The 25,362-nt window shown below is 73.1% G+C and carries 21 protein-coding genes; 12 read left to right on the top strand and 9 right to left on the bottom strand.

Features of this window, described 5'->3' with window-relative positions; all coding sequences use genetic code 11:
- Window positions 1–129 precede the first annotated feature (129 nt).
- The 4 genes from IQ279_RS07660 to IQ279_RS28475 all read left to right on the top strand — a co-directional run bounded on the left by IQ279_RS07660 (window position 130) and on the right by IQ279_RS28475 (window position 5,902).
- Window positions 130–1,818, top strand: a complete 1,689-nt coding sequence (locus tag IQ279_RS07660) for an ABC transporter substrate-binding protein (protein WP_206347583.1) — start codon at window positions 130–132, stop codon at window positions 1,816–1,818.
- A 103-nt stretch (window positions 1,819–1,921) separates the two neighbouring features.
- Window positions 1,922–2,911: an ABC transporter permease gene (locus IQ279_RS07655; protein WP_206347582.1), complete on the top strand. Its 990-nt coding sequence runs from the start codon at window positions 1,922–1,924 to the stop codon at window positions 2,909–2,911.
- Window positions 2,912–2,930: 19 nt separating this feature from the next.
- A complete protein-coding gene (locus tag IQ279_RS28630; protein ID WP_307792260.1) occupies window positions 2,931–4,895 on the top strand; it encodes a dipeptide/oligopeptide/nickel ABC transporter permease/ATP-binding protein in 1,965 nt (654 codons plus the stop codon).
- On the top strand, window positions 4,892–5,902 hold the full coding sequence (locus tag IQ279_RS28475; RefSeq protein ID WP_206347581.1) for an ABC transporter ATP-binding protein: 1,011 nt from the start codon (window positions 4,892–4,894) through the stop codon (window positions 5,900–5,902). Before IQ279_RS28630 ends, IQ279_RS28475 begins: the two co-directional genes overlap by 4 nt.
- Window positions 5,903–6,094: 192 nt before the next feature.
- Here IQ279_RS28475 and IQ279_RS07640 read toward each other — a convergent pair whose 3' ends face one another.
- A complete protein-coding gene (locus IQ279_RS07640) occupies window positions 6,095–8,260 on the bottom strand; it encodes an alpha-galactosidase (RefSeq protein WP_206347715.1) in 2,166 nt (721 codons plus the stop codon).
- Between the two features lie 282 nt (window positions 8,261–8,542).
- On the opposite strand from IQ279_RS07640, the gene IQ279_RS07635 reads away from it, so the two are divergent.
- On the top strand, window positions 8,543–11,035 hold the full coding sequence (locus IQ279_RS07635; protein ID WP_206347580.1) for a glycoside hydrolase family 2 protein: 2,493 nt from the start codon (window positions 8,543–8,545) through the stop codon (window positions 11,033–11,035).
- Entirely contained in the window at window positions 11,036–11,929 is an 894-nt protein-coding gene (locus IQ279_RS07630; protein ID WP_206347579.1) for a LacI family DNA-binding transcriptional regulator, read from the top strand.
- A 117-nt stretch (window positions 11,930–12,046) separates the two neighbouring features.
- On the opposite strand, the gene IQ279_RS07625 is transcribed toward IQ279_RS07630, so the two are convergent.
- Window positions 12,047–12,352 carry a chaplin gene (locus tag IQ279_RS07625; RefSeq protein ID WP_206347578.1) on the bottom strand — a complete coding sequence of 102 codons (306 nt, stop codon included), beginning with the start codon at window positions 12,350–12,352 and terminating at the stop codon, window positions 12,047–12,049.
- Between the two features lie 218 nt (window positions 12,353–12,570).
- Here IQ279_RS07625 and IQ279_RS07620 point away from each other — a divergent pair, with 218 nt between their 5' ends.
- Window positions 12,571–13,380, top strand: coding sequence for an SDR family oxidoreductase (locus tag IQ279_RS07620; protein WP_206347577.1), 810 nt, complete (start codon window positions 12,571–12,573; stop codon window positions 13,378–13,380).
- Window positions 13,381–13,566: 186 nt separating this feature from the next.
- Entirely contained in the window at window positions 13,567–14,352 is a 786-nt protein-coding gene (locus tag IQ279_RS07615; protein ID WP_307792259.1) for a VOC family protein, read from the top strand.
- A gap of 42 nt (window positions 14,353–14,394) precedes the next feature.
- Here the strand turns inward: IQ279_RS07615 and IQ279_RS07610 are convergent, their stop codons facing one another.
- The 4 genes from IQ279_RS07610 to IQ279_RS07595 form a co-directional block, all read right to left on the bottom strand.
- Window positions 14,395–16,119 carry a RecQ family ATP-dependent DNA helicase gene (locus tag IQ279_RS07610; protein ID WP_277402524.1) on the bottom strand — a complete coding sequence of 575 codons (1,725 nt, stop codon included), beginning with the start codon at window positions 16,117–16,119 and terminating at the stop codon, window positions 14,395–14,397.
- A 186-nt stretch (window positions 16,120–16,305) separates the two neighbouring features.
- On the bottom strand, window positions 16,306–17,070 hold the full coding sequence (locus IQ279_RS07605) for a metallophosphoesterase family protein (RefSeq protein WP_206347575.1): 765 nt from the start codon (window positions 17,068–17,070) through the stop codon (window positions 16,306–16,308).
- On the bottom strand, window positions 17,067–17,354 hold the full coding sequence (locus tag IQ279_RS07600; RefSeq protein ID WP_206347574.1) for a BON domain-containing protein: 288 nt from the start codon (window positions 17,352–17,354) through the stop codon (window positions 17,067–17,069). Before IQ279_RS07600 ends, IQ279_RS07605 begins: the two co-directional genes overlap by 4 nt.
- A complete protein-coding gene (locus IQ279_RS07595; protein ID WP_206347713.1) occupies window positions 17,351–18,088 on the bottom strand; it encodes a nucleotidyltransferase family protein in 738 nt (245 codons plus the stop codon). The genes IQ279_RS07600 and IQ279_RS07595 overlap by 4 nt, the downstream gene beginning before the upstream one ends.
- A 357-nt stretch (window positions 18,089–18,445) precedes the next feature.
- On the opposite strand from IQ279_RS07595, the gene IQ279_RS07590 reads away from it, so the two are divergent.
- The 3 genes from IQ279_RS07590 to IQ279_RS07580 all read left to right on the top strand — a co-directional run bounded on the left by IQ279_RS07590 (window position 18,446) and on the right by IQ279_RS07580 (window position 21,264).
- On the top strand, window positions 18,446–19,120 hold the full coding sequence (locus IQ279_RS07590) for a DUF4230 domain-containing protein (RefSeq protein ID WP_206347573.1): 675 nt from the start codon (window positions 18,446–18,448) through the stop codon (window positions 19,118–19,120).
- 242 nt (window positions 19,121–19,362) lie between these two features.
- The gene (locus IQ279_RS07585; RefSeq protein ID WP_206347572.1) at window positions 19,363–20,349 is read left to right on the top strand and encodes an alpha/beta fold hydrolase; all 987 of its coding nucleotides are present in this window, start codon (window positions 19,363–19,365) and stop codon (window positions 20,347–20,349) included.
- A gap of 84 nt (window positions 20,350–20,433) precedes the next feature.
- A complete protein-coding gene (locus IQ279_RS07580; RefSeq protein ID WP_206347571.1) occupies window positions 20,434–21,264 on the top strand; it encodes a MerR family transcriptional regulator in 831 nt (276 codons plus the stop codon).
- Window positions 21,265–21,334: 70 nt separating this feature from the next.
- Here IQ279_RS07580 and IQ279_RS07575 read toward each other — a convergent pair whose 3' ends face one another.
- On the bottom strand, window positions 21,335–22,084 hold the full coding sequence (locus tag IQ279_RS07575; protein WP_206347570.1) for an SDR family oxidoreductase: 750 nt from the start codon (window positions 22,082–22,084) through the stop codon (window positions 21,335–21,337).
- Between the two features lie 242 nt (window positions 22,085–22,326).
- Between IQ279_RS07575 and IQ279_RS07570 the strand changes: the two genes are divergently transcribed.
- Window positions 22,327–22,746, top strand: coding sequence for an STAS domain-containing protein (locus IQ279_RS07570; RefSeq protein WP_206347569.1), 420 nt, complete (start codon window positions 22,327–22,329; stop codon window positions 22,744–22,746).
- Here IQ279_RS07570 and IQ279_RS07565 read toward each other — a convergent pair.
- Complete coding sequence (locus tag IQ279_RS07565) at window positions 22,676–23,707, bottom strand: sigma-70 family RNA polymerase sigma factor (RefSeq protein WP_206347568.1); 1,032 nt, start codon at window positions 23,705–23,707, stop codon at window positions 22,676–22,678. The two genes, IQ279_RS07570 and IQ279_RS07565, sit on opposite strands and share 71 nt — an antisense overlap.
- Window positions 23,708–23,893: 186 nt before the next feature.
- The gene (locus IQ279_RS07560; RefSeq protein ID WP_206347567.1) at window positions 23,894–25,141 is read right to left on the bottom strand and encodes an FUSC family protein; all 1,248 of its coding nucleotides are present in this window, start codon (window positions 25,139–25,141) and stop codon (window positions 23,894–23,896) included.
- Window positions 25,142–25,362 lie beyond the last annotated feature (221 nt).

The raw sequence follows: 25,362 nt of genomic DNA, 5'->3' as shown, positions 1-25,362 counted from the left end.
GTGGCGCCGCAGGAGTATTGACTTTCTTTCTTCGGCGACTTAAGAATCGCCCCACTGAGCGACCCGCCGCCCGCGAGGCGGTCGAACGGCACAGGGACCGCCCCTCCAGGACGAGAGGAACCACCCACCATGTTCCAGCAAGCAAGACGCCGCCGTGCGCGTGTGGCAGCGGCCGGGATGGCCGCGATCGCCCTGCTGGCCACGGCCTGCTCGGGGTCGGGCGGCAGCGGCGGCGGTGCCAAGGACGAGACCCTGGTGGTCTTCACGGGGCAGGCGGGCGACTACCAGGCCAACTTCAACCCGTTCTCACCGACCATGAACGAGGGGCCGGGCACGATCTTCGAGCCGCTCTTCTACTTCAACCAGGTCCGCGACGAGCCGGCCGAGCCGCTGCTGGGCACCGAGTACTCCTGGAACGAGGACGGCACCGAGCTCTCGGTCACCCTGCGCGAGGGCGTCGAGTGGTCGGACGGCGAGGCGTTCACCGCCGACGACGTCGTCTTCACCCTGGACATGATCTCCAAGTACAAGGAGATGAACGGCACCGGCTACAAGGGCAGGGCCGAGGCCGTCGACGACACCCATGTGAAGATCACCTTCGACGAGCCGTCCTACATGGACGGCCCGCAGATCCTGGGCAAGATCTTCATCGTCCCCAAGCACGTCTGGAAGGGGTTCGAGGAGCCCTCGAAGAACACGGTCACCGAGCCCGTCGGCACCGGCCCCTACCTGCTGGGCGACTTCAAGGGCCAGGCCTTCACGCTCAAGGCCAACCCCGGCTACTGGGACGGGGAGCCCGCCGTCAAGCAGGTCCGCTACATCGCCCTGTCGGGCAACCAGGCCGGCGCGGACGCGCTGAAGGCGGGGAAGATCGACTGGCAGACCGGCCCGGTCCCGGACATGAAGAACGTGGAGAAGAACTACCCGGGCTACAAGGCCGTCACCGTACCCATCAACCAGACCGCCCTGATGACCTGCTCCGACGCGGAGATGGGCTGCGAGGGCCCGCAGACGGACCCGGCGGTGCGCAAGGCGATCTACTACGCCATGGACCGCTCCCAGATCAACTCGCTGGCCTTCCAGGACACCTCCGGCCAGATATCGCCCGGGTTCGCGCTGGTGGAGAGCAACGAGGATCTCGTCTCCGGCAAGCTCAAGGAGAACCTGGCCCCGATGAAGCCGGACGTCTCCAAGGCCACACGCCTGCTGGAGCAGGCCGGCTGGACCAAGGGCTCGGACGGCGTCTACGCCAAGGACGGCGAGGAGCTCTCCCTGACCGTCCGGGTCGTCTCCGGCTGGACCGACTACATCACCGCCGTCGACACCATGGCCGAGCAGCTCAAGAAGGCCGGCATCAAGCTGACCTCCCAGCAGTCCTCCTGGAACGAGTGGTCCGAGGCCCGCGGTCAGGGCAAGTACCAGCTGCTGATCGACTCGCTGTACCCCGGGCCGACGCCCGACCCCTACTACACCTACAGCTACTTCTTCAGCAGCGAGACCACCGCGAAGGTCGGCGAGACGGCGAACCCGAACTTCGCCCGCTACGGCGACCCGCGGGTGGACCGGGCGCTGGAGGAGCTGAAGAAGCTCTCCCCCGAGGCGGCCGAGCAGCGCCAGAGGCAGTACGACGTCATCCAGACCCGGATCGAGGAGGACATGCCCTACATCCCGATCCTCACGGCCGGCACCACCAGCGAGTACCACGACTCCAAGTTCGAGGGCTGGCCGACGGAGTACAACCTCTACGCCGTCCCGGCGGTCTGGAGCCGTCCCGACCAGGCGCAGATCTACAAGGCCCTCAAGCCCGCCGGCGAGTGACGGCCCGACGGGCCCGGGCCCGTCGGTCGGCACGGCGGTGACACGGCGGTGACACGGCAGTGAACGGTTCCGAGGAGAAGCAGACAGTGATAGGCGGAGATCGGTGAGGTACTACGCCCGGAAGCTCGGGTTCTATCTCGTCGCCCTGTGGGCGGCGCTGACCCTGAACTTCTTCATCCCGAGGATGATGCCGGGGAACCCGGTGGACACCCTCATGGCGAAGCTCCAGCAGCGAGGCGGCGCAACCGACCCGTCGGTCCGCAGATCCTACGAGCTCCTCCTCGGAACCGACACCGGCGAACCGCTGGTGGTCCAGTACCTCTCGTACCTGGCCAACATGTTCCGCGGCGACCTGGGTGTCTCGGTGAGCGTCTTCCCGGCGGAGGTCGCCACCGTCATCGGGGACGCGCTGCCCTGGACGATCGTGCTGGTGGGCCTGGCCACAGCCCTGTCGTTCCTGCTCGGCGTCGGACTCGGCGCCCTCGTCGGATGGAAGCGCGGCTCCTGGCTGGACTCGCTCATCCCGGCCACCACCGTGCTCGCGGCGGTGCCGTACTTCTGGCTGGCCCTCATCCTGGTCGCGATCTTCGCCACGGGCCTGAGCTGGTTCCCGCTCAACGGCGGGTACGACGTGATCCTCACCCCGGGCTGGGACGGCGAGTTCATCGCCTCGGCGGTCTACCACGGCATCCTCCCCGCTCTGACGATCGTGATCTCCTCGGTGGGCGGCTGGCTGCTGGGGATGCGGAACATGATGGTCTCGACGGTGTCGGAGGACTACATCCTCACCGCCCAGGCCAAGGGCCTGCGCGACCGGCGCATCATGACCCGCTACGCCGCGCGCAACGCGGTCCTGCCGTCCGTCGCCGGCTTCGCGATCTCCCTCGGTTTCGTGGTCTCCGGTTCGGTCATCACCGAGCAGGTCTTCTCCTACCCCGGCATCGGATCGAGGCTGCTGCAGGCCGTGGAGAACAACGACTACGCCCTGATGCAGGGGATCTTCCTGGTCATCACGGTGGCCGTGCTGGGCGCCAACCTGGTCGTCGACCTGCTGTACGGCCTCATCGACCCCCGCACCCGCGCCGGCAACTGAGAGCTGAGGAACCGACACCGTGACGAACATCGACCCGCCCGCCGAGGCCGCCGAAGCGGCGCCGGACACCCCGGCCGGCACCATCGGCGCCTCCCCGGCCTCCCGGCGCTCCGGCGCCGGCGGCTGGCGCTCCCTGGTGCCGCGCTGGTCGCCCAAGCTCGGGATCGGCCTGAGCCTGGTGGGCGCCATCGCCCTGTTCGGGATCCTCGGACCGGTGCTGACCGGCGACCCCGACACCATCCGCGACATCAGCATGACCCCGCCCGGCGGCGAGTTCTGGCTGGGCACCACCCAGACCGGCCAGGACGTACTGGCCCTGCTGGCCCACTCCACCCGCGGCTCCCTGCAGATCGGTCTGCTGGTGGGCGTACTGGCCACCTTGCTGTCCGCGGTCTTCGGTGTCATCGGCGGCTATGTCGGCGGCGCGGTGGACGAGGGCTTCTCCCTGTTCTCCAACGTGATGCTGGTGATCCCCGGCCTGCCGCTGGTGATCGTCATCGCCGGATTCGTCCCCGTGGAGCAGCGCGGCTGGTGGACCATCGCGGTCGTGCTGGCGATCACCGGCTGGGCGGCCTCCGCCCGGGTGCTGCGCGCCCAGACCCTCTCCCTGCGCAACCGCGACTACGTCGCCGCGGCGAAGGTGGCGGGCGAGAAGCCCTGGCGAATCGTTTCTGTGGAGATCCTGCCCAACCTGCTGCCACTGATGGCCTCGCAGTTCGTGTTCGCCGTCATCCTGGCCATCCTCAGCGAGGCGGGCCTGTCCTTCCTGGGCCTGGGCGCCTCCGGTTCCGACACGCTGGGCACGATGCTCTACTACGCCCAGAACGGCTTCGCCCTCCAGCGGGAGGCGTGGTGGTGGTTCGGCCCGCCCGGCCTGGTCATCGCGCTGTTCGGCTGCGGCCTCTCCCTGATCAACTTCAGCATCGACGAGATCATCAACCCCAAGCTGCGCACCGTCCCGGCCGCCGCGCGCCGCACCCGCGGGCGCACGGGCGGCGCGGAGCGCGAGGGCCGTTCGGCCGCGGCCCGTTCCGTCCCCGGGCGCGGGGAGCCCGGTCGCCGGGAATCCGGCCGCGACGCCGTCCTGACGGTGGAGAACCTCAACGTGGTCTACCGGGGCGAGAAGCCCGTCCACGCCGTCAAGGACGTCTCGCTCACCCTCGGACGCGGCGAGATCCTCGGCCTGGCCGGGGAGTCCGGCTGCGGCAAGACCACGCTCGCGTACGCGATCAACCGGCTGCACCGGCCGCCGGCCGAGGTCACCTCGGGATCGGTGGTCTTCCACGACCGCGACGGCTCCGACCTCGACCTGCTCGCCCTGGGCAGGGAGGATCTGCGCGCCTTCCGCTGGTCGAAGCTGTCGATGGTCTTCCAGGGCGCGATGAACGCCCTCAACCCGGTCATCTCCGTCAGGGCCCAGCTGGAGGACGTGCTCACCACCCACCGCCCGGAGATGTCCGCGCGGGCCCGCCGCGAGCGGTGCGCCGAGGTCCTGCGCCTGGTCGGAGTGGACCCGCGCCGGCTGGACTCCTTCCCGCACGAGCTCTCCGGGGGCATGCGGCAGCGTGTCATGATCGCCATGGCGCTGCTGCTCGACCCCCAGGTGATGATCATGGACGAACCCACCACGGCCCTCGACGTGGTGGTCCAGCGCGGCATCCTGAGGGAGATCCTGCGCTTCCGCGAAGAGCTGGGCTTCGCCGTCGTCTTCATCACCCACGACCTGCCGCTGCTGCTGGAGCTGAGCGACCGCATCGCGGTCATGCGCGAGGGCGAGGTGGTCGAGTACGCCACCGCCGACGAGATCCACCGCGCCCCCAGGCACCCCTACACCCGCAGGCTGCTCGACTCCTTCCCCAGCCTCACCGGCGAGCGGGGGGCGTTCATCCGCACCGGGGAGTCCAGTGCCCGCGAGCGCCCCGGCTCCGGCTCCGGCGCGGGCACGGGTACCAAAACGATCGTGAAGGAGGCGGGCTCGCGATGACGACGCTCGAAGTACGCGGCCTGACCAAGGACTTCTCCATACGCTCCGGTCTGCGCCACTCCCGCCTCCGCGCGGTCGACAACGTTTCCCTCACCCTGACCCCGGGCCGCACGGTCGCATTGGTCGGCGAATCCGGATCGGGCAAGTCGACGGTCGCCCGCATGATCGCCCGTCTGGAGAAGCCCACCGCGGGCGAGATCACCGCCACCGGTCCCGACGGCAGGCGGGTTGCCGACCGGGCCTACCGAGACCACGTCCAGATGGTCTTCCAGGACCCCTTCGCCTCGCTCAACCCCTTCCACACAGTCGAGCACCACCTGGCCCGCCCGCTGAAGCTGCACGGCAGGGCCCGGGGGAAGGCGGAGGTGGCACAGAAGGTCGAACAGCTCCTGGAGCGCGTCAACCTGAGCCCGGCCGCCGACATCGCCCAGCGCCGCCCCCACGAACTGTCCGGCGGCATGCGCCAGCGCGTGGCGATCGCCCGGGCCCTGGCGCCCGGGGCCCAGGTCGTCATCGCCGACGAGCCGGTCTCCATGCTGGACGTCTCCATCCGGCTGGGCGTGCTCAACCTGCTCGCCCGCCTCCAGCGCGAGGACGACCTCGCCGTCCTCTACATCACCCACGACCTCGCCACCGCGCGGCACTTCTCCGACGACATCCTGGTGATGTACCGCGGGCGCGTGGTGGAGAGGGGGCCGGCGGACGAGGTCATCCTCAACCCGCAACATCCGTACACCAGGATCCTGGCGGCCGCCGCGCCCGACCCCGACGTACGCGACCGGGCCCGGCTCACCGAGGCGACGGGCATCGAGCCGGCGGGCAACTCCGCCCTCCCCGGCGACGATCCGGGCTGCACCTTCCGGGACCGCTGCCCTGAGGCGTTCGAGGCCTGCGCCCGTATGCCGGAGGACTTCGCGGTGGGCTACGACCACTACGCGAAGTGCTGGCTGCGTTCCGGTGCCGGCTCCGCCGGCCGGCCGGCGGCCGGGGGGAACGCCACCGCGTAGGCCCGGTTCCCGGGACCGCGCCCGGGGCGCCGGGACCGGGGAACTCGGACCCCGGGACCGCACATGCCCCGCGGGCGGCCGCCCGCGGGGCCGGCCACGGCGACGAGGAGTGCCGATGCGCCCCGGCTCCCGGGCCCCGGCCGCACAGTCCGCCCCGCCCGGCCCGCGCGGAGTCCGGCAGCCGCACACCGCTCACACCCGGGTCGCGCGCAGCAGCACCAGCCGCTCGGGGTGGAGCACCGGGGCCTGGAGCCCGGCCGCGGCCAGCACCCGGCCCGGCAGCCGCACACCCTCCGGCGTCCACCAGGGCAGCGGGACGCCCCAGTGGTGGGCGTTGCCGTCCGGCAGATCGCCGGGGGGCTGCGGGCGCACGTGGTAGACGGCGTCCGCGTCCAGCCCCGGCAGCCGGACCGGGCCGGCCGGATACAGCTCGGAGGTGGCGGTGGCGACGAGGGCGTACACCGCGTCCGAACCGTCCCCGGCGACCACGCCGTGCAGACGGCAGGACGGGTCCGGATGGTCGGCGTGGACGGAGGTGCCGGTGTGGAGCAGGCCGCGCAGCTCCTTGTGGAGTTCCACCCACCGCGCCAGCCGAGCCAGTTCCTCCGGCGCGGCCGCGGTCAGATCCCACTCGATGCCGAAGTGCCCGAACAGCGCCGTGCCCGCCCGGAAGTCGAGCGGGTGGCGGCGCCCGGTGGTGTGCGCGACGTCCGACCCCACATGGGTGCCCATGAGTTCGAGGGGGATCAGGGCGTTCGTCCAGCGCTGGATGGTCTGGCGCTCCAGGGCGTCGATGCAGTCCGAGACCCACACCCGGTCGGTGCGCTGGAGGATCTCCAGGTCCACCCGTCCGCCCCCGGAGGAGCAGGACTCGATCTCCACCCCGGGGTGGCGGCGGCGCAGCTCGTCCATCAGCCGGTGGACCGCCCGGGTCTGGCCGTGCACGCCGGCGCGGCCGGTGGGCCGGTGCCCGGCGTCCACCAGGTCCCGGTTGTGGTCCCACTTCAGATACGCGATCGGATACGTCCGCAGCAGCTCGTCCAGGCGTCGGAGGATGTGCGCGAACGCCTCCGGGCGGGCCAGGTCGAGCACCTGCTGGTGACGGGCCGCGCCGGGCAGCCGGTCGCCGGCGGCCATGATCCAGTCGGGGTGGGCTCGGGCCAGCCCGGAGTCCTCGTTGATCATCTCGGGCTCGACCCAGAGGCCGAACTGCATGCCCAGACCGGTGACATGGTCGGTCAGCGGGCCCAGCCCGTGGGGCCACACCTCGTCCGAGACGTACCAGTCGCCCAGGGCCCGCCGGTCGTCGCGGCGCGCGCCGAACCAGCCGTCGTCCAGGACGAACCGCTCCGCGCCCACCGCGGCGGCGGCGTCGGCCAGGGCGCGCAGCCGGTCCGGATCGTGGTCGAAGTAGACCGCCTCCCAGGTGTTGAGGGTGACCGGCCGGGGAGTGGCGGGGTGGTGGGGGCGGGAGCGCAGCCAGCGGTGGAAGCGGGCGGAGACCTCGTCCAGGCCGTGCCCGCCGTAGGAGCCGTACTGCCAGGGGGAGGCGTAGGACTGACCGGGCTCCAGCACCACCTCACCGGACAGCAGCAGCTCGCCCGAGCCCAGCAGCGACACCGAGTGGAAGGTGCGCTCGGCGAAGGTGCGGTGGTTGCCGGACCACGCGGTGTGCACGGCCCACACCTCGCCCGAGCGGTTGCCGAAGCCCCCGGTGCCCGCGGCCAGCAGATAGGCGCTGTCGTAGCCGGTGCGGCCGGTGCGGTTCTCCCGCATCCGCAGGCCCTGGGTGAAGGCTGTGCGCTGCGGGCTGCGTTCGCGCAGGTGGTGCCCGGTGAAGTCCAGCAGTTCGGCGGCCTCGGCGGGCACCGGCAGCATGAGGTTGACGGCGTCGACGGCGAAGGGGGAGGGGCCGCGGTTGGCGACCGTGGCGCGCTGGCGCACCAGCCCGGACGCGGTCAGCTCGATCACCAGTTCCAGCTCCAGGGCCGCTTGCTCGTCGCGGGCGAGGACGGTGACGGTGCCGCCGCCTTCGCCGCCGGGGGAGTGGGACTCCCGCGCGGGTCCGGTGAGAGTGGCCTCGCCGACGGTGAAGGCGGTGGAGAAGTCCCGGCCGCCGCGGTTGCCCACCAGGCCGGGGGTGCCCAGCCAGCCGGCCGACTGCTCGGGCAGCACGGAGACCTCGACCGGGCCGTCGACGGAGAAGCCGATGGGCTGCGGTGCCCCGGCGAGCCGCAGGGAGCCCAGTTCTCCGGGGGTCAGCGCGCCGAGGTCGGCACCCCAGTGCAGTACCCGCGGAAGGGTGCCGCCGGTCAGGTCCAGCACGAGGCTGACGCCGGCCGCCCGCAGGTGCGTCATATCGAGGGGGAGGGGAGCGGAACGTGATGCCACGGTGGTGTCTCCGTCCTGGCCAGGCCGGCGCCGGAGGCGCCGTTGACTTACTTTGTTCGGTTGCGTAAGAATCTCGGGCGACGATACTCGGCCCGCCGGGGAGAAATCCACCGGAGGCCGACCGCGATCCCGTCCCCGCCTCCGTCCTGCCTCCATCCCGTCTTCCGTGTCCCCGCCTTCCGTCCGTTGCCGGACGCCTTCGCAGACCAGCCGCTCCGCCCCGCGGAGCCGACCGAGGAGTGAGCGCCGATGATCCGCCAAACCCTGCACGACGGCTGGCAGTTGTCGGCGACCGGCGGGCCGGTCCCCGCAGGCGTCGCGGGCCGGTCCGTACCGGCCGCCGTGCCGGGCAGCGCCCATCTGGACCTGCTCGCGGCCGGCCTGATCCCCGATCCCTACCTGGACCGAGCGGAGGAGGAGCTGGTCTGGGCCCACCGCACCGACTGGCGCTACACGCTCGCCCTCACGGCCGGCGCCGCCGGGCCCGGGGAGCGGGTGGACCTCGTCTTCGACGGTCTGGACACCGTGGCCACCATCGAGCTGGACGGGAAGGCGCTGGGCAGCACGGCCAACATGCACCGCGCCCACCGCTTCGACGTCCGCGGCGCCCTGACCGGCGGCTCCCAGGAGCTGGCCGTCTCCTTCCGCTCCGCACTGGAGTACGCCGAGGAGGTCGAGCGCAGTCTCGGCCGCCGCGACCACGTCTACCCGCACCCCTTCAACATGGTCCGCAAGATGGCCTGCAGCTTCGGCTGGGACTGGGGGCCGGACCTGCAGACCGCGGGCATCTGGAAGCCGGTGCGCCTGGAGCGCTGGCACACCGCCCGCCTGGCCGGGGTGCGCCCGCTGGTGATGGTGGACGCCGACGGCACCGGGCGCGCCGAGATCCACGTCGACATCGAGCGCTCCGGCCTGGACGGCGGGGACGCCCCCCTGGAGCTGACCGCCACCGTGGACGGCCGCACCGAGCGCGTCACCGTACCCGCCGGCGAGACGGCCGCGACCGTCACCGTCACCGTGCCCGGTGCCCGCCTGTGGTGGCCCGCCGGATACGGCGACCAGCCCCTGTACGGCCTCGCCGTGACCCTCGGCGCCCCGGGCGAGGCGGGCTCCCGGGAGCCGCTGGACACCTGGGAGCGCCGCATCGGCTTCCGGACCGTCACCGTGGACACCGAACCCGACGAGACCGGCACCCCCTTCACCGTCGTCGTCAACGGCAGGCCCGTCTTCGTCAAGGGCGCCAACTGGATCCCCGACGACCACTTCCTGACCCGGATCACCCGCGAGCGGATCGAGCGCCGAGTGGACCAGGCCGTCGGCGCCCACATGAACCTGCTGCGGGTGTGGGGCGGCGGCATCTACGAGACCGAGGACTTCTACGACGTCTGCGACGAGCGCGGTGTCCTGGTCTGGCAGGACTTCCCCTTCGCCTGCGCCTCCTACCCCGAGGAGGAGCCGCTGTGGAGCGAGGTGGAGGCCGAGGCCCGCGAGAACGTCGCCCGCCTGGCCCCGCACCCCTCCCTGGCCCTGTGGAACGGCGCCAACGAGAACATGTGGGGCTTCCGCGACTGGGGCTGGCCCGAGCAGCTGAAGGGCCGCACCTGGGGCCTGCGCTACTACACCGAACTGCTGCCCTCCATCGTGGCCGAGCTGGACCCGACCCGCTTCTACAGCGCCAACAGCCCCTACAACCCCGGCACGCCGGTCGACGGGATCCACCCCAACGACCAGGACCACGGCACCCGGCACGAGTGGGAGGTGTGGAACCGCGTCGACTACACCCACTACCGCGACCACATCCCGCGGTTCTGCTCGGAGTTCGGCTTCCAGGGGCCCCCGACGTGGGCGACTCTGACCAAGTGGATCCACGACGATCCGATGACGCCCACCTCGCCCGCCTTCCTGCTGCACCAGAAGGCCGAGGGGGGCAACGACAAGCTCGCCCGCGGCATGGCCCCCCATCTGCCCGAGCCGAAGAGCTTCGAGGACTGGCACTGGGCGACCCAGCTCAACCAGGCCCGCGCGGTCGCCTTCGGTATCGAGCACTTCCGCTCCTGGTGGCCGCGGACGGCCGGATCGGTGGTCTGGCAGCTCAACGACTGCTGGCCGGTCACCTCCTGGGCGGCGGTGGACGGTGAAGAGCGGCCCAAGCCGCTGTGGTACGGGCTGCGCCACGCCTACGCCCCCCGGCTGCTGACCGTCCAGCCCCGCGACGGCCGGCCCGCCCTGATCGCGGTCAACGACCACGACGAGCCCTGGAGGGGCGAGCTGCTCCTGGAGCGGCAGACCTTCGCGGGCGCCGTACTGCGGAGCGTTAAGCTTTCCCTCGACGTGCCGCCCCGCTCGGTCGCCCGTATCGAACCGGACACGTCACTGGTCAGCCCGGACGAAGCCCGCAGGGAGGTGCTGGTGGCCACCGCGCCGGACGCACGCGCCGTGCACCTCTTCGCCGAGGACGTGGAGCTGGACTACGACCCCGCGCCGCTCAAGGCGGAGGCCGTCGCCGTGTCCGGGGGATACCGGGTGGACGTGCGTGCCTCATCGTTCGCGCGCGACGTCGCGATCCTGGCCGACCGGGTCGCCCCCGACGCGGTCGTGGACGAGATGCTGGTGTCCCTGGTGGCCGGGGAGAGCCGGTCCTTCACCGTGCGGACCGAGGCCGACATCGACCCCGCCGCGCTGACGGAGCCGCTCGTGCTGCGCTCCGCCAACGGCCTGAGCGCTCCGGTGGTGCGGTACTGAGTGGACGCTTCGGAACACACCGGGACGGCGGGTGCCGGCTTCTCGGGAGCCGTCGGGCTGGTGCTGGCGCGTCCCGCGCGGCTGCTGGGCGTCGAGCCGTTCTTCATGGAGTTCATCGCCGGCATCGAGGAGCGCCTCGCCGAGCGGGGCCTGTCCCTCCTGCTGCACGTCGTGGCGGACCAGGAGGCCGAGATCGCCGCCTACCGCCGCTGGGCGGAACGCGGGCTGGTCGAGGCGGTCGTGGTGGTCAACCGCACCGTCGACGACCGGCGGCCGCCGGTGCTGCGCGAACTGGGGCTGCCCGCCGTCCTGGTCGGCGCGGGCAGCGGTGACGACACGCCCATGCCCGCGGTCCGCACCGACGACGCGGGGCCGGTGCGCGAGGCACTGGCGCATCTGCTCGACCTCGGCCACCGCCGTATCGCCCGGGTCAGCGGCCCGGCGGGCCTGCTGCACACAAGGGCCCGCACCGGGGCGCTGGTCGAGGGGGGCCGGGAGGCCGGCGTCGAGACGGTGGTCGTCGAGGGAGACTACTCCGACGAGTCGGGTGCCAGACTCACCGCGGAACTGCTGCGCCGGCCGGAGCCGCCCACCGCGATCCTCTACGACAACGACGTGATGGCGGTCGCCGGGCTGGGCGCGGCCAAGGAGATGGGCGTCGCCGTTCCCGGGCGGCTCAGCCTGATCGCCTGGGACGACTCGACGATGTGCCGCCTGGCGTCGCCGCCGCTGACCACCATGAGCGTGGACGTGCACCAGTACGGCGTGCTGGTGGCCGAGTCGGTGCTCGAACTGGTCGACGGCCTCCCGGTCGCCGAGCGGTGGTCGCCCACCGCCCGTTGCGTGCCCCGGGGCAGCACAGCGGGCTGCACGGTCCCCTCCTCCACCGTCTGACGCCGACCTGCCGCGGGAAGCGGGGGGAGGGGAACGGAAGACCTCCGGGGAGGGGGCCCTTGCGAAGGGCCCCCTCCCCGGAGGTTCTTCCGAATCCGGACGCGGCCGGCGGCGCGGTCAGCGGCTGCCGTGGTCCTTCTTCTTGTGGTGCTTCTTGCCGTGGTCCTTCTTGGCGTGGTGCTGGTCCCCGTTGACGCAGGTGTTGCCGAACGCCGGGTTCAGCAGACCGACGATGTTGACGGTGTTGCCACAGGCGTTGACCGGGATGTTGACCGGCACCTGGATGACATTGCCGGAGACGACGCCCGGGGAGCCGATGGCGGCGCCCTGCGCCCCGGCGTCGGCGGCGGCGACTCCGGCGGAACCGGCCAGAGCGGCACCGGCGGCGGCCGTCACGGCGACAGCCTTGGCAATACGCGACATGAAGAGTCACTCCTTATAGCGAACAAACACCCATCCGCCCGACTGGAGGCGGTGGTGCCGTGACCAACGCCCGATCCGCCCGGAGGTCACCGCGATTAGGCCGAATGGTGGTCGAACGGTGGCCCGGAGGCGGCCCCGGCCGCCTCCGGGCACGGCCGTTTCACCGGAGAGCGCCCGGGTACCGGGACCCGGCCCGGAACCCGCCGGAGGAGGACTGAATGAACGCGCACAGCGATTCCCCCGCCCGCGTCGCGGTGATCACGGGCGCGGACTCGGGGATCGGCCGCGCCACCGCCGTACGCCTGGCCGAGCAGGGGACGGACATCGGCATCACCTGGCACGAGGACGAGCAGGGCGCGCGGGAGACGGCCGAGGAGGTGCGCTCCCACGGCCGCCGGGCGGCCGTCGCGCGGATGGACCTCACCGACCTGCCCGCCGCGGCGGACGCGGTCGACCGCCTCGCCGACGAACTCGGCAGGATCGACGTCCTGGTCAACAACGCCGGCACCGGCACCGCCACCCCCTTCCTCGACATCGGTCTCGACACCGTCCGGCAGGTCCTCGACGTCGACCTCGTCGGCCCCTTCCTGTGCGGGCAGCGCGCTGCCCGCCGCATGATCGACCAGGGCTCCGGCGGCAGGATCGTCAACATCACCAGCGTCCACGAGCACCAGCCGCGGGTGGGAGCCGCGCCCTACTGCGCGGCCAAGGGCGGGCTCGGCCTGCTCACCCAGGTCATGGCCCTGGAGCTGGCCGCGGACGCGATCACCGTCAACGCCGTCGCGCCGGGCGAGATCGCCACGCCGATGACCGGTCAGGAGAACACCGACGTGAGCACCGAGGAGCGGCCCGGCATCCCCGCGGGGCGGCCCGGCGACGCCCGTGAGGTGGCGGCCGTGGTCGCCTTCCTCGCCGGGCCGGACGCCGCCTACGTCACCGGTGCGTCGTGGGTGGTCGACGGCGGCATGCTGCGGATGGGACCGCAGGCCGGCTCCCATCTGGGGAGCGACTCCTGGCGCCGCCCCTGAACGGCTCCCGCCGGGGACGGCCGTTGCCCCGGTTGGTGGACGCCGGTTTCCCCCCGGCGCCGCGAGAGGGCAGCATCGGTCCAGGAGAGCCCGGACAGGGCGGCCCGGACACGGCGGCCCGGCAGAACGTCCTGACAGGACGGCCTGACAGGACGGCCAGGACGAGAGACGGTGTGGTGATCGGCCGTGACGGAGACCGAGCGCGTGCCGCAGGGCGCGCCCTGCTGGGTCACCCTGCTGGTTCCCAACCTGGAGGCCGCGCAGAGCTTCTACGGCGAACTCTTCGGCTGGCGGTACCGGCCGGGCTCGCAGCGGCTCGGCCACTACGTGGTCGCACTGGCCGGGGACGTCCCCGTCGCAGGGCTGGGCGAGACCAAGGACAGCCTGCGCACTCTCACCGCCTGGACGGCGTACTTCGCCTCCGACAGCGTCGACGCCGCGGCCGGGCGGGTGCGCGAACGAGGGGCGACCGTCGCCGTGGGGCCGGTTCGGTTCGCCTCCGGCCGGGTGGCGTGGGCGGCCGACCCGGCGGGGGCGGTCTTCGGGATCTGGGAGGGCGGCATCGACCCGGAGTGGCAGGCCGGAAGCAGGGGCAACGCCCCCTCCTGGCTTGAACTGATCACCCGCGACGCCTTCGCCGCCGCGCTCTTCTACGGCGAGGTGTTCGGCTGGGACAAGGGGGACCCCGAGCGCTACGACATCCGCTACGAGCACGACCGGGTGATCCTGCGCATCGACCGGCGCACCGTGGCGGGACTGAGCGGCGGAGCGGTGGAGGACGCGCCCGATCCGCGGGTGCGCCCGCACTGGCACGTCCACTTCCGCGTCGAGGACGTGGACGCGGCGGCGGTGAGGGCGGAGGCGCTGGGGGCCGAGGTGGTCTCCGCACCGGCCGACACCCCCTCCGGGAGGCAGGCGGTCGTCCGGGACCCTCAGGGCGCTCTGTTCTCGGTGGAGAACAGAGCGCCCTGAGTCCGTGCGGGACGTGTCCCGGCCCGCTCTGGAGCACGCGGGTCAGTCGCCCGCTCCCTCGTCGGGGGTGAGCAGTCCCTGCCCGACAACGGCCTCCAGCGACAGGGTGCGGTAGCCGACCGTGTCGAACAGGACGGTGACCCGGTCCTCCTCCTCGCTCATCACCAGGCCCTCGCCCCATTCGCGGTGGCGCACCCGCACCCCGGTGCGGAACCGGCCGGCGTCCGGCCGGGGGCCCTCCTCGACACGGGGCGCGGGCCGCTCGGGCAGGCCGCGTGCCCCGCGCTCCTCGTACCGCTCCGGCTCGCGGCCGCCCCCGCCCCGCGCCCGGTCCCATTCCTCCCCGGCCGCCAGGCAGTTGTCGCAGTTGCCGCAGGGCGGTTCGTACTCCTCCCCGAAGTAGCCCAGCAGGAAACGGCGGCGGCAGCCGGAGGTCTCGGCGTAGCCGCGCATCATCTCCACCCTCGACCGCTCCAGCCTGTACCGCGCCCCGGCCAGCTCCGCCGCGCGGTCGGCGGCCTCCCGGGGGCCGAGCTCCCCGGCGGGGGCCAGCTCGCCGCCGGGGGTGACGGTCACCGCCCCGGCCTCCTCCAGGAGGTTGACGGCGGCGGTGAGGCGGCTGGCGGACAGCCCGGTCCGTTCGCGCACCCGCGACACGGGCAGCGGGGCGCCGCCGCCGCGCACCGCCTCGGCGACGTCGGTCAGCGTCCCGGTGTCGGTGTGCCCGGAGGAGAAGAACTTCCGCAGCCCCAGGTCCTCGGGCCGGTAGTGCAGTACGGCCAGTGCCGGGGCGCCGTCGCGCCCGGCCCGGCCGATCTCCTGGTAGTAGGCGTCCGGCGAGCCCGGCACGGAGGCGTGCAGCACGAACCGTACGTCCGGCTTGTCGATGCCCATTCCGAAGGCGGAGGTGGCCACCACCACGTCCAGGCCGCCGCCGAGGAACGCCTCGTGGGCGCGGGAGCGCTCGGCCGACGGCAGGCCCGCGTGGTAGGCGAGGGCCGACAGGCCGAGCTCCGCCAGCTGCCCGGCGTACTCCTGCGCCTCCCGGCGCGTGGCGGTGTAGACGATGCCCGGCTTGGGCTCGGTGGCGGCCCGCTCCACCACGGCCCGGCGCTTGTCCTCCCCCTCCAGGAAACCGCGCACCTCCAGGCGGAGGTTGGGCCGGTCGAAGCCGGCGACGATCCGGGCGGGACGCTCCATGCCCAGACGCTCGGTGATCTCCTCGCGCACGGGAGGGGCCGCGGTGGCGGTCAGGGCGAGGACGGTGGGACGGCCCAGCCGCCTCGCCACGTGTCCCAGACGGAGGTAGTCCGGGCGGAAGTCGTGGCCCCAGGAGGAGATGCACTGGGCTTCGTCGACCACGAACAGCGAGGGCCCGGTCCGCGCCAGCCGCTCCACCACCTCGTCCTTAGCCAACTGCTCGGGGGAGAGGAGCAGGAACTCCGCGTCCCCCTCGCGCACGGCCCGCCAGGCCTCGGCCGTCTCACCCGCGGCCTGGGCGGAATTGACCGCGACGGCCTTCGGGGCGTCCGGCCCTCCGCCCTCCGCCAGTCCTTCGACCTGGTCCCGCTGGAGCGCGATGAGGGGGGAGACCACCACGGTGGGGCCGGGCAGCAGCACGGCGGGCACCTGGTAGACGGCGGACTTCCCCGCGCCGGTGGGCATCACCACCAGCGTGTCCCGGCCGCGAAGCACCTGCTCCATGGCCTCGGCCTGGCCGGGGCGCAGCTCGTTCCAGCCGAAGACCTCCGCGGCGACACGCCTCAGCCGGTCCCGGGCCCGGGCGCCGTCTCCGGTTCCGTCCCCAGCGCGGGCGGCCCCCCGGCCGGACCCGGTGGTGTCGCGCACGGCCTGCTCTCCTCTCTCATGCGGCGCGGGACGCATCCCGCGGGCCGGTGCTCCGGCCTGTGCTCCGACCGCTGCCCCGGCGGGCGCGGCCGGCGCTCCGGCGGCTCAGCGGGAGGCTCCGGCCAGCGCCCCGGTCCCGCGTTCCGCGCCGGGCTCCAGGTGGTACACCGCGAAGGCGCGCCGGATGACCGGCTGGGCGACGTTGCGCACCCGAACCCCGCCGCTGGTCAGACCGTGCTCGGTGCCCGCGTGGGCGTGCCCGTGGACGGCCAGGTCGGCGCCCGCCGCGTCCACCGCCTCGGCCAGCAGGTAGCTGCCCAGGAAGGGGTAGATCTCCAGCGGCTCGCCGGCGAGGGTGTCGGGCACGGGGGAGAAGTGCGTCAGGGCGATCCGTACGGCGCACCCCTGCCGGTCCAGCCCTTCCAGCGAGGTCCGCAGGCCGTCCGCGCAGCGGCGGGTGTAGCGGATGAACTCCTTCATGATCGGCTCACCGAACTCGCCGCCGCTGCGCCCGGCGAACCCTCCGCCGAAACCCTTGGTCCCCGCGACGCCGACCCGGGTGCCGTCCACGTCCACGACCGTTCCCTCGCCCTCCAGGACGGTCACGCCGGCGTCCCGCAGCACGGCGGTGACCTCCTCGGGGCGCTCGTCCTGGTGGTCGTGGTTGCCCAGCACGGCGATCACCGGCACACGCAGGCCCGTGACCTCCTCGGCGACGACCCGCGTCTCCTCGGGTGTGCCGTGGCGGGTCAGATCCCCGGCGAGCAGCAGGAGGTCGGCGCAGTCGTGCAGAGTATCGAAGGCGGGGCGCAGCACCCCCCTGCTGTCCGGCCCCATGTGGATGTCACCGACGGCTGCGACGCGGATCATGCCAGCTCCTCAGGACGGTCGGGGGCGGTGGGGTCGGCCACGACGATGTCGGTCCGCACCGGTGTGCCGCCCAGTTCCTCCTTCGCGACGCGCACGACGGTGTCGCGGCACTCGGCGGTGGGGACGGTGCCGCTGACGACCACCGTGTTGCCGCGGGACTCGATGCGCATGCCGAGTTCGGCGACCTCCTCGCGCACGAGCCTCTCCTGCAGATGGGCGATGCGGTACTCGGTGTTGTCCGCGCCGCCTTCCCGGCCGCTTCGGCCGGTGTCGTGGTCCGTCATGGCAGTCCTCCACGGTCTTCGTCCTGCGGCGAGATGACCTGCAGACGTTCCAGCAGGTAGAGAAAGGCGTCCGGCATCGGCGCCGCTCCGCACTCGCGCCGCACCCGGGGCCAGTCGACCTTCTCCCGCAGGGCCCGCGCGATCGGCAGCACGGCGCCGAAGTCGCAGTGGTGCTCGGTGAAGGCGTTCAGCAGACTGGCGAGCAGGTCGGTCACCGGCAGCACGGGCATGCGGACCGATTCCACGGGCAGCTCCTCGGCCCGCCCCAGCAGCTCGCGGGTCACCGGCTGCCGCGCCAGCTCGAAGATCAGGTCGATGTCCTGGCCCATGCACCGGGCCTTGAGCAGCCAGTCCTCCGGCGGGGTGTACACCTCCAGCCCGGCGTCGCGGAGCGTGGCGGCCACCGCGTCGGCGTCCTCGGGAAGGACGCAGAAGTCGGCGTCGTGCTGGAGGTTCCCCGGGCCGCCGTGGGCGTATACGGCGACACTGCCCGCCAGGGCGAAGGGGTGCCCGGCGCCCTTCAGCAGGGAGGCCACCTGCTTGGTGGCCTCCAGGATGGCCTGGGTGAGGTTGGGGGGCAGCTCCTCGAGTCCCGCGTCGGCCTCCGGGCGGACCTGGTCGCCGCTCTGCCCGCCGCCTCCGCCGCTCTGCGCTCCGCCGGGCCCGGTCGCCGGACGCGGGGCGGCCGGCGGATTCCGCTCGGCCGGTGCCGCCTCGCCCGGATGCTCGGTCACAGTCACTCCGCTCTCCAGGTCGTCTCGTCGTTCCCCGCCGGCGTGCCACCGTGGCGCCGTTCTGGGACCGCTGGGGCCGGGGGCTTCCACGAGAGCACCGGTACCCGCCGTCGTCCGATCGATACCGGCCGATACCGGGCGCACCGGTGCGGACGGACGGAGCGGACGGGCCGGCGGCCCGCCGGAGGGGGCGCACCGCCGTGCGTCGGCGCACGGCCGGGTAGGGGGCGTCACGAGAGGGGCGTCACGGGAGCGCGCCCGCCAGCCGGCACGCGGTCAACTACCTGCCATGCCGGGGGAGTTTCGGGGAACACCCCATCTGACGGAGTCTCCCGCCGCCGACGGAGGTGCACGCAGATGGCCCGCCCCGACAGGTCCACGTCCTCCCCAAGATGGATCGCCCCGCTCCTGATGGTGGTCCTCCTGCTGGCCGGAGTGCTGCTGGCCGGGCAGCTCCGCCTCCTGCCCGAGCTGGGGAACCCGTTCGCCACCGAGACCGAGGACCGCACCGGTCCCGCGGTGCTGAAGTCCCTGAGGGACATGAGCCGCTACGAGGGCGCCTCGGGCACCTTCCAGGTCGTCGTCGACCTGGACGAGGACGCGAAGTTCCTGCCGGACGCGGTACGCGGCAGCCGGACGCTGTTCGTCGGTACGGGCAGCGTCGGCGCGTACGTGGACCTCGGCGGTCTGGGCGAGGAGGCCGTCACGGTCACCGAAGACCGCAGGGGTGCCACGGTACGGCTGCCGCACGCCCGCCTGGAGAAGCCCGCGCTGGACGCCGAGCGCTCGTACGCCGTCACCAAGGAGCGCGGTCTGCTCGACCGGCTCGGCGACCTCTTCTCCGACAACCCGGGTGACGAGCGGGAGGTCCACCGGCTCGCGGTCGAGCACATCGGCGAGGCCGCGAAGGAGAGCGGGCTGGCGAAGCGGGCCGAGGTGAACACCGAGGACATGCTGGAGAACCTGCTGCGCTCCCTGGGGTTCGAGCGGGTCTCGGTGACCTTCGGCGAGAAGGACGGCGGGCGCGGCTGAGCGCGGGCGCGGGTGTGCCCCGTCCGGCGCACACCCCCCGGCGGGAGTGTCGGGGGAAGCCGTCCGGCCGGGGGAGGACTTCTCCGTTCCCTCCGGGGCGCGGCCCCGCTATCGTACCGACCGGCTGGTAGGAGCTCCCGCCCGGCGGGCCGCCGTACTGCCCGGCGGCATGCGGCGGACCGCCCGACGGCCGCGGAAGCCGACCGCCCCGGCCCCGGCCGGGCCCCGCCGAGGAGGAACACATGCCGCGTGCCCTGTCCAACGGGATGGAACTGGAGTACGACACCTTCGGCGACCCGGACGGGCCGGTACTGCTGCTCATCATGGGTCTCGGCACCCAGATGACCGCCTGGCACCCGCGGTTCTGCGGGATGCTCGCCGACCGGGGCTTCCACGTCGTCCGCTACGACAACCGCGACTGCGGTCTGTCCACCTTCCTGGACGACTGCCCGCCCCCGGACATCCGGGCCATCCTGTCGGGCGACACCTCCACGGCCCCCTACCGCATCGCCGACATGGCCCGGGACGCGGCGGGCCTGCTCGACGCACTGGAGATCGACGCCGCGCACATCGCCGGAGCCTCGATGGGCGGCATGATCGCCCAGCAATTCGCGATCGACCACCCCACGCGGGTGCGCTCGCTGTGCTCGATCATGTCCACCACCGGAGACCGCTCCGTCGGCCGGGGCGCCCCCGAGGCGCTGGCCGCGCTGGCGGCCCCGCCGCCCCGCGACCGGCGGGAGGCGGGGGAACGGGGCGTGCGCTCGTCCTCCGTCCTCGGCTCGCCCGGCTACCCGGCCGCCCCCGAGGAGCTGCGCGAGCGCGCCGAGGCGGCCTACGACCGCTCACCCCGGTCCGACGGTTTCGCCCGCCAGTACGCCGCGATGCTGGCCTCGCCCGACCGGACGCCGCGCCTGCGGGCCGTCACGGCCGCGGCACTGGTCGTCCACGGTGCCGACGACCTCCTCATCGGCCGCGACGGCGGCGAGGCGACGGCGGCCGCGATCCCCGGCGCCGAACTCCTGGTGATCCCCGGTATGGGGCACGACCTGCCCGAACAGCTCTGGCTGCTCCTGACCGACGCCATCGCACACAACGCAGCCCGCGCGGACGACCGTGTCACCGCCCCCGGCGCCGCCCCCACCGCCCCCGTCCCTTCCAGCACCGCTCCCGCGGCCCCCGCGGGCTTCCCGGGCTCGGGAACGGGCGGCCCCGGGCACAGCGGCTGAGATGTCCTCGCGAACCCCTTCGGGGCGCCTCCACCGTCCGGGCTTGACCCTGACACCGTGTGAGGTCCTGGAGTGGAGGGCGTCATGTTCAACATCGGAGACTTCGCCAGGCACGGCCGCGTGTCGGTCCGCATGCTGCGGCACTACGACGCGATCGGGCTGCTGCGCCCCGCCCGGACCGATCCGGTCAGCGGCTACCGCTTCTACGAGGCGGGCCAGCTCGCCCGGCTCAACCGCGTCATCGCGCTGAAGGACCTCGGCTTCACCCTCGAACAGGTGAGGACGATCCTCGACGAGCGCCCGGGCACCGAGGAACTGCGCGGGATGCTCAGACTGCGGCGGGCGGAGCTGGAGGACGCGGTGGCGGCCGCCGCCGGGCGGCTGGCCCGGGTCGAGGCGAGGCTCCGGATCATCGAGAGCGAGGGACACATGCCCGCCGAGGACATCGTGGTCAAGAGCATTCCGCCGGTACGGGTGGCCGAACTGAGCGGCATCGCCGACAGCTTCGGGCCCGAGCACATCGGTCCGGTCGTCCAGCCGCTGTACGACGAACTGTGCGGCCTGCTGGAGCGGGCCGGAGTGGAGGCGGCCGGGCCGGGCATCGCCTGGTACGAGGACGCCCCCGGCGGGGGCGGCGCGGTCGTCGTCCACGCCGGCATCACGGTCGCGGCCGGGGTTGGGGCCGGTGCGGAGGACGGGTTCCGGATCGTGGACCTGCCCGGTGTCGAGCAGGCCGCCACCATCGTCCACCGCGGCCCCATGGACCGCGTCATGCCCACCGCCCAGGCCCTGGCCCGCTGGATCGACGCCGGCGGCCACCGTTCGGCCGGCTACCCGCGGGAGCTGTACCTGGAGTGCCCGCAGGACAGGGAGGAGTGGGTGACCGAACTCCAGGAGCCGATCACGCAGGCCTGACCCCCGTGCGACGCCGGTGCCCGTTCCCGCCCCGCCGCAGGGGCGGAGCGGGCACCGGCCCGCGCGCCGGTCAGGGCCAGGAGGTCTCGCTGCGCGGCACCACGACCACCTCGGGCATCACGCTGCCCCCGGGGACCGCCAGCGCACACATGACCGCGTCCGCCACGATGTCCGGACTCTGCAGCTTGGAGGTGTCCGCGTCGGGGAAGCGCTCCGTCACGAACGGGGTCTCCATGCCCCCCGCGATCACCCCGGTGACCCCGATGCCGATGCAGTCGCGCTGCGCCTCCTTGAAGAGAGTGTGGGTGAAGGCGCGCAGCCCCGACTTGCCGGCCGAGTACGGACCGGCCTCGGTCCAGGTGCGGTTGGACGCGGTGGACAGGATGTTGACGATGTGTCCGCCGCCGCGGGCGACCATGCGCCGGTAGGTCTCCAGACACATGTACATCGGCCCCAGCAGGTTGGTGGAGACCACCCGGGTGACCTCCTCGGCGGACATGTGCTCGATCGGCTTGGAGACGTCCACGGCGGCGTTGTTGACCAGGACGTCCAGGGGCCAGGACACCTCGTCCAGCCCCCGGAAGGCCGCCTCGACCGCCTCCGGATCGCGCACGTCCAACTCCAGGAAGCGGACGTCCGCACCCTCCTCCTCGCTGAGCCGGGCGCAGAACTTCTCGCCCTCCTCGCGGCGTACGTCCACCACCCGCACGGCGGCCTTGGCCCGTGCGAGGCGGCGGGTGATGGATGCGCCCAGGCCGCGGGCACCACCCGTCACCAGCGTGTTCCTGCCCTCCAGATCCAGCCGTACCGCTCCGCCCACGGTGCTGCCTCCTCACTCGGCCGCTGCGGCCGCTGTGGCGTCCGCGCCGGAGTGCCCTCCGGGGGGAGGCCGAAACGGGCGCCGCCCGCCGGGCGGCGGACGGACACCGCCCGTTTCACCCGGACGGAGTACCGCGGGCGTGGCCGCCGCGCCGGCGGCCGTGCGGTGGGGCGATGAGTTCCGCCCGTCCGGCCGGTCTGCCCCGGTGACCCCGAACGCCCCCGTGACCAGGAGGCCCGGTCTTGGCAGCTCATGAGGAGGCACGGACGCCCGGCCGGGAGGAGGCCTCGCTCGTACTGGCCGCCGACGGCCCGGTCACCCGCGCCGGCATACCGCGGCTGTGCGAGCGGCTGCACCGGGTGCTGAGCCGCACCCGGACGGACCCGGTCGTCGTGGAGGCCGGGGAGTTCTGTGAGGCGGACATGGTCACCGTCGAGGCACTGGTCCGGATGCAGCTCACCGCCTGCCGCCTGGGCCGCCGGATACGGCTGGGCGAAGCCGACGAGGAGCTGCTGAGCCTCATCGCCTGGACGGGGCTGGACGAGGAGGCGCCCACCGCCGGAGCGGGCGCCGGCGCGGTGCCGGGGGCGCTCAGCGGGAAGCCAGGCGCGCGGGCAGCCCGAACAGGGGGAACAGCCGCGCGGTGTCAAGAAAGGCGTTGAGCGCGGTGATCCGGCCGCCGGACACCTCGACGACCTGCAGTGCCCAGGGGGAGAAGCCGCCGTCCGGATCCGGCCGGTACTGCCCGAACGCCCGGCAGCCGTTCGTCGTGACCGGAATCAGACGTGAACCCCGGCAGCCCGCGCCGTGCCCGGTGAGCCACGCCCGTATGTCGGCGTGGCCGCGCAGCCACAGCTCGTAGGGCGGCATCGACAGCGTCGCGTCGTCGTGCAGCACCGAGGTGAGGGCGTCGAGGTCGTATGCCTCGAAGGCGCTGACGTAGCGGGCGAGGAGCGCGCGCTGCTCCTCGTCCATCGAGTCCGTGCTCCCGTCGGCGGTGGCCTCGGAGGTGACCTCGGCGGAGGCGAGCGTGGCGCGGGCACGCTGGAGCGCGCTGTTGACCGACGCGACCGTGGTGCCCAGCAGCTCGGCGACCTCGCTCGCCCGCCAGGCGAGCACCTCGCGCAGGATCAGCACCGCACGCTGCCGGGGCGGCAGGTGCTGGAGGGCCGCGACGAAGGCCAGCCGGACCGACTCCCGGGCCACGGCCGTCTCGGCCGGATCGCCGTCGGGCAGGATCCGGCCGCTCGGCATCGGCTCTATCCAGGTGGTCTCCGGGAGGGCGGGCCCGGGCGGATTCTCCGCCCCCGAGGGGGAGGACAGGTCCATGGGGCGGGCGCGCCGCCGGCTGCCTCCGAGCATGTCCAGGCACACGTTGGTGGCGATGCGGTACAGCCAGGACCGCAGCGAGGAGCGCCCCTCGAAGCGGTCCAGGGCGCGCCAGGCGCGCACCATCGTGTCCTGGACCGCGTCCTCCGCCTCGAAGGCCGACCCCAGCATCCGGTAGCAGTAGCCCGTCAGCTCCACCCTGTGCCGTTCCAGCCGCAGCTCCGCGGACTCCGGCTCCGCGGACTCGTGCGTGGTCGTGCCCTTCGTGCCGCTCGCCGTCGCCACTTCACCCATCGGGGCCCCCTGTGACCCTCGTTCCCAGTCCGCGCTCCGCCCTGCGACGGAGGCACGGAACACACTTCCGGACCGGCCCGCCGAGCTCCGGCCGGCCGCTTTCCAGCAAACCACCGGCCACTGACAACCGCGCCCCGGCGCGGCCCCGGCGCGGCCCCGCTCGTTCCAGGCGCGGCCCGGACGCGCTCAGACCTCCGCCCGCCCGGTGTCGGGACCGCGGCGGCGACGGCGGCGGCGGGGCAGCCGGAAACGGCGCTTGAGCTCGTACAGCACCGGGTGCCGGTCGCGTTCCTCGCGGGTGTAGCGGTCCAGCTCCTCCGCCAGACGCGTCGAGCGCTTCTCCACGTCCAGCTCGTCCAGCACCCGGTCGAACTCCGACAGCAGCGCCCCCAGCAGGTGCCACTGGCGCGGATGCTCCTGGACGCGGGCGAGCAGCAGGTACGCGACCCGCTCGCGCCCGGCGCGCCCGGCCTCCATCTCGGCCGCCAGCAGGTCCTCCGCCTCCTCGGAACTGGCGCTGTCGGCGCTGGTGACCAGGACGGCGAAGCTCTGCACCGCTCCGGCGAGGTGGCCGAACAGCTCCTCCACGGCCTCGGCCACCTCGTGCGGGAACAGCGGCTCCTCCTCGCGCTCCCTGGCCAGGTCGGTGAGGGTTCGCGACATCGCGCGCATCACGGTGGTGCAGATCTCCAGGGTGTCCAGGCCCGTCCGCAGCACGACCCGGGACAGCAGTGCCTCCTTGACCCGGGGGTTCAGGCGCAGGCTCTCCTCGGCCTGCACGAGTGAGGCGTCGACCTGCGCGATGTCGTTGTCCAGCCGTCGCGCCTCGTGCAGGCGGGCGGCCGCCCGGTGCACCGGGGTGGGAGTGCTCAGCTGCTCACCCATGCGCAGCAGCAGCAGCCGCATCCGGCCGGCCAGGTCCACCAGCGCCTCCTCGGCGGGCTGCACCCACACCGGAGGTACGAACAGGAAGTTGAACAGCAGGCCGACCGCGGCGCCGATCAGGGTCTCCAGCACCCGGCTCAGGGCCAGGTCCGTGGCGTGGGAGACCCCCAGCACCAGCATGGCGCTGATCGCCACCTCGGGGATGAAGTCGCCGGCCCGCACCAGGTGCCCGACGGCCAGGGAGGTGAGGATGAGCAGGCCCAGACTCCACCAGCTCAGGCCCACCAGGGCGCTGAAGCCGACGGCCACCGTGACCCCGGCCACCACGGCGTTGACCCGGGTGATGCCCTTGGTGATCGTGGCGAACAGGGTGACCTGGACGACCAGCAGCGCGGTCAGCGGGGCCAGCAGCGGGGCCCGGGCATCGGTCAGCCAGAGGGCGGCGGAGTAGGCGAGCGTCGCGGCCGCCGTGGAGCGGAGGGCCTGGACGACCGCCGGCTCCCTGCGCCGCCGTACGAGCTCGATCACGGGTACGGGAACTTCAGGCACACTACCGCCCTTCCCGCCCGGGGAAGATCGATACCGTATGTCCTCCTACCACCCCGCCCACCCGGGCGGATCACATCCGTCCGCCAGGGGTGCGGAATGCCACGGAATGTCTGGGGAGGCGGGAACCGGGTAACCGGCAGTGCCGCGGACCGGGCGTACGCGGGAGCGCGACGCCGGTAAGGGCAGGACGGGACGCGGCGGCCGGCCGTGCGAGGAGGCGG

The sequence above is a fragment of the Streptomyces verrucosisporus genome (assembly GCF_017114865.1).
Taxonomy (GTDB): Bacteria; Actinomycetota; Actinomycetes; order Streptomycetales; family Streptomycetaceae; genus Streptomyces; species Streptomyces fenghuangensis.
The sequence above is the reverse complement of the archived record's forward strand: the minus strand, read 5'-3'. Positions and strand labels throughout refer to the sequence as shown.